This window comes from Protofrankia sp. Cj3 (assembly GCF_917627355.1).
Classification (GTDB): Bacteria; Actinomycetota; Actinomycetes; order Frankiales; family Frankiaceae; genus Protofrankia.
Genome location: NZ_CAKJTR010000206.1, coordinates 1 through 4,644 on the forward strand (window position 1 = coordinate 1; position 4,644 = coordinate 4,644).

General features: G+C 67.4%; 3 protein-coding genes, 1 tRNA gene and 1 pseudogene. 3 read left to right on the forward strand and 2 right to left on the reverse strand.

Going from position 1 to position 4,644, the window contains the following annotated elements; genetic code table 11:
- Positions 1-261 (forward strand): annotated as a pseudogene (locus MJ783_RS20120) (hypothetical protein); the annotation flags it as partial.
- Positions 258-2,663, forward strand: a complete 2,406-nt coding sequence (locus tag MJ783_RS20125; RefSeq protein ID WP_239312662.1) for a glycoside hydrolase family 65 protein — start codon at positions 258-260, stop codon at positions 2,661-2,663. The pseudogene MJ783_RS20120 and the gene MJ783_RS20125, both read left to right, overlap by 4 nt.
- 21 nt (positions 2,664-2,684) lie before the next feature.
- On the opposite strand, the gene dcd is transcribed toward MJ783_RS20125, so the two are convergent.
- A complete protein-coding gene (dcd, locus tag MJ783_RS20130; protein ID WP_239312664.1) occupies positions 2,685-3,296 on the reverse strand; it encodes a dCTP deaminase in 612 nt (203 codons plus the stop codon).
- 92 nt (positions 3,297-3,388) lie between these two features.
- Entirely contained in the window at positions 3,389-4,090 is a 702-nt protein-coding gene (locus MJ783_RS20135) for a TNT domain-containing protein (RefSeq protein ID WP_239312666.1), read from the reverse strand.
- A gap of 250 nt (positions 4,091-4,340) precedes the next feature.
- Between MJ783_RS20135 and MJ783_RS20140 the strand changes: the two genes are divergently transcribed.
- Positions 4,341-4,414, forward strand: a tRNA-Gly gene (locus MJ783_RS20140).
- Positions 4,415-4,644 lie beyond the last annotated feature (230 nt).

Sequence of the window (4,644 nt, forward strand, 5' to 3'; positions counted from 1 at the left end):
GAGGACGCGATCGCCGGGGTCGAGGCGGGGCGTGCCGGAGGTTTCGGGTATGTCGTCGGCATCGATCGGGCCGGGCATGCCGACGCGCTGCGCGCGCACGGCGCCGATGTCGTTGTCGCGGACCTTGCCGATCTGTTGGACGCCGGCAGGGGAGCAGGCGTTGGCGGGGACGGCGTTGGCGGGGACGTTGACAGCGAGCATCGCCAGCCGTCGGCCGAGCCCGGCGGACAGAGCAGGCCCGGCGGCGGGAGCGACGTGTGATCGGCGACATGTCGTTCCCGGTCGAGCCGTGGCAGCTGCGTGAGTCCGGTCTCGACCCGAACCAGCTGGCCAGGGCGGAATCGCTGTTCGCCCTGGCCAACGGGCACGTCGGCCTCCGGGCGAACCTGGACGAGGGAGAGCCGCACGCGCTGCCCGGCACCTACCTCAACTCCGTCCACGAGCTGCGGCCGCTGCCTTACGCGGAGGCCGGTTATGGCTACCCGGAGTCCGGCCAGACGATGATCAATGTTACCAACGGGAAGCTGATCCGCCTGCTGGTGGATGACGAGCCCTTCGACATCCGTTACGGGGAGCTGCGAGCGCACGAGCGGATCCTGGATTTCCGCCGCGGTGTGCTGAGCCGCACGGCCGAATGGGTGTCACCGGCGGGCCAGGCGATCCGCATGTCGTCGGTGCGGTTGGTCTCCTTTGTCCAGCGGGCCATGGCGGCGATCTGCTACGAGGTCGAGCCGCTGGATGCCTCAGCCCGGCTGGTTGTGCAGTCCGAGCTGGTCGCCAACGAGCAGCTGCCGGCACAGTCCGTGGACCCGCGGGCCGCCGTGGCGCTGGAGGCGCCGTTGGTGGCGGAGTGGAACGGCAGCCATGGTTCGCACGCCGAGCTGGTGCACCGGACGCGGTACAGCGCTATCCGGGTCGCCGCTGCTATGGATCATGCGATTGACCGGCGGTCGGCCACGGGGGTGACCGCCGAGAGCGACGCTGACTCCTGTCGCGTGACCATCACCGCGCTGCTTGCTCCTGGTCAGAAGCTGCGGTTCGTCAAGTTCATTGCCTATGGATGGTCGGAGCAGCGCTCCCTGCCAGCGCTGCGCGACCAGGCCGCGGCCGCGCTGACCGCCGCCCGCCAGACTGGCTGGGAGGGGCTGCTCGCCGAGCAGCGGGCCTATCTTGACGATTTCTGGGCCCGCGCGGACGTCGAGGTCGACGGTGATGCCGAGGTACAGCAGGCCGTCCGTTTCGCCCTGTTCCATGTCCTGTCCTCGAGCGCGCGGGCCGAGCGCAGGCCGATCCCGGCGAAGGGCCTCACCGGTCCCGGCTACGACGGCCACACGTTCTGGGATTCCGAGAGTTACGTGCTTCCCGTGCTCACCTATACAGCCCCGGACGCGGCGGCGGACGCACTGCGCTGGCGGCACGCCACCCTGCCCATGGCCCGGGAGCGCGCTCGCCTGCTCGGCCTGTCCGGGGCGGCGTTCCCGTGGCGGACGATTCACGGCGAGGAATGTTCTGGGTACTGGCCGGCCGGCACCGCGGCATTTCACATCAATGCGGATATAGCGGACGCGGTGATCCGCCATGTCCGGGTCACTGGAGACAGCGATTTCGAACGGCACATCGGCCTGGAGCTGCTGGTCGAAACGGCCCGGCTCTGGCGGTCACTCGGCCATCATGATCTGGACGGTGCCTTCAACATCGATGGAGTCACCGGGCCGGACGAGTACAGCGCGGTCGCCGACAACAATGTCTACACCAACGTGATGGCGCAACAGAACCTGGTGGAGGCGGCGAACGCGGTTCGGCGGCATCCCGAGCGGGCGCACGAACTCGGCGTGAACGCGGAGGAGGCCGCGTCCTGGCGGGACGCGGCCGGGGACATGTGCATCCCCTACGATGAAAAACTCGGGGTGCATCCGCAGTCGGCGGGATTCACCCGTCACCAGGTGTGGGACTTCGAGCACACACGTCCTGACCAGTACCCGCTTCTCCTGCACTTCCCCTATTTCGATTTGTACCGCAAGCAGGTGGTGAAGCAGGCTGATCTGGTACTGGCGATGCAGCGCCGCGGGGAGGCGTTCACGGAGGAGCAGAAGGCCCGCAACTTCGCTTACTACGAAGCCCTCACCGTTCGCGACTCGTCGTTGTCCTCGTCAGCGCAGGCAGTGCTGGCGGCCGAGGTCGGTCATCTCGGTCTCGCCCACGACTATCTGCGCGAAGCGGCGCTGATCGACCTCCGTGACCTGCGCGGCCGAGCTCTCGACGGCCTGCACATGGCCTCGCTGGCCGGCAGCTGGATAGCGCTGGTTGAGGGGTTCGGCGGGTTGCGCGACTACCCGGGGGCTGTCAACTCGGGCGCTGTCAACCCGGAAGCTCACATGTCGGGCGTACTGTCGTTCGCGCCTCGCCTGGCGGAAGGGATCAGTAGGCTTGCGTTCACCCTGTGCACGCGTGGACGACGGCTGCGGGTTGAGGTCACCGACTCCACCGCGAGCTACGTGCTGCTGCGTGGCGAACCGATCATGATTCTTCACTGCGGCGAAGCTGTCGAAGTGTCGATGGATGGCCCGGTGCGCCGTGACGTGCCCGCCACCCCGGCCAGCCCCCAGCCGTCCCAGCCACCCGGGCGGGAGCCGAAGCTCTTCCGGGCCGACCCGAGCCGTTGACCGGTTGTTCCGTTGACCGTTTTATGATCGCGGCGGTGTCGGGCCATGGTTGTCTGATGGCACTGCCGCACGGGTGAAGTCACGGTATGCGCGGGATGGAGTCGGGCCGCGTTGTCCCTGGTAGCGGGAACCGTAAATGGCCGAGCCATAGGGATGCGTGGCGGGGGAGGAGAGCCGGAAGAGGCAGAGCTGGCCGATCTTCATCCCCGGCCAGAGCTTGATGGGCAAGGTCGCGACGTTTGACAGCTCAAGGGTGACATGGCCGGAGAAGCCGGGATCGATGAAACCAGCGGTGGAATGGGTGAGCAGGCCCAGGCGTCCCAGGCTGGACTTGCCTTCCAGCCGGCCGGCAAGATCGTCGGGCAGGGAAATGATCTCCAGTGTCGAGCCGAGGACGAACTCGCCGGGATGCAGGACGAACGGGTCGTCGTCGTCCGGGGCGATGAGGTCGGTGAGATCCTCCTGCTCGACGGCGGGGTCGATGTGGCTGTACCGGTGGTTCTGGAACACCCGGAACCACCGGTCGAGCCGAAGGTCGACACTGCTCGGCTGGACGAGAGCCGGATCGTACGGGTCCAGGCATACCCGTCCCGCGGCGATCTCAGCCTGGATATCCCCGTCAGACAGCAACACGTCCGAGTACGTTACCGGTCGCTCCGGTCGCTCCGGTCGTCGCGGGCGGCTGCCGGCTGAGTTGGCCCGCCGCGGGAGCTGGCTCGGTTGATCTACAGCTTCTTCGGGTGCGCCTCATCCTCCAGATATTGATGGTCGAGCAGCCATTGGACGTGCAGGTCGCCGTCGGCCGGGGCGCCGGGGACGAGGGAGCCGTCCAACTGGTACTGCTGGCCGTTACCGGGCTGATCGAACCATGGACGAACCGTTCCGGTGTAGACCGAGAAGGTCTTCAGCACCCGGTAGACGTGGTAGTTGCAGCCAGCCGGATCCGTTGAGGAGTCCAGGTTGCTTGGCGGGATCGACCGGTCGGCGTAGCGGAGCCCCTTCGGCGCGAGGAATCCGCCGCCTGTCCCGCCGAACCGGTCGATTTCCTGCCCGGGAGCCAGTGACGTCACCGTCCGGATGGGAGTGCCATCCGCGTTGATCATGTATCCGTTCTGCGGTGGAAAGATCCAGTCGCCGTTGCCCGAGCGGGCGGCCGGGTTCCACCAGGTGTCCAGGAACTGCTGCCGCGGCTGACCGCCGGTCCTGTCATAGAAGAAGAGCTCTGCGCCTACCGCGCCGAACAGCGGCAGTGCTGCCGGGCCGAGCCGGCGATCGTTGTCCAGGTCGGCCGCTGAGCAGGCGTCCAGCGCGGTGATCGATATCGTCGGCGCGTTGGTGACAGCGCTGTCGCTGGCGGTGGCTGATGTGGTGCCGCCGATGACCAAAACCGCGGTCGCCAGCGAGACGACCGTTTTGCGCAATTGCACGTGTTCCTCCCCGGGGTTGCACTCGGCTGGCGCGTTGACTCCGGAGAGTAGTTCTATGATCTAGCTATCTTGCGTCGGGTCGTCGGTGCGGTGGTTCATTGCGTGTTGTCACCAGCGGTCGCGGGAACGGCGACGCTGCCCGGATGCGACCGGCCCGGAGCGAAGCGACATGAGCACGGCGATGCGGACGGGCCGTCGGGACCATCCCGCGCCGCGCTCGTGCCGGCCTGTAGGATGCTGTACGTACCACGCGGGCGTAGTTCAGCGGCAGAACACGAGCTTCCCAAGCTTGCAACGCGGGTTCGATTCCCGTCGCCCGCTCCACTTTGGGATAGGTCTGTCAGACGGGGTCTGACCTGGGCGTTTCGCAATATCTACTGGGGGGCCGAGCCCCCCATACCCCCCACGTTCCTACGGCTGAGGCCCGTTTGTGCCATTCGCGTGCCAGTAGCGGCGGATGTGCCATCAGGGCCGGCGCGGCCGGGGGTCGCCCTTTGCCAGGCGAGCCGACATGCCCCGTGCGACTTCGGATGCCCGTTCGCGGGTGGCACGCT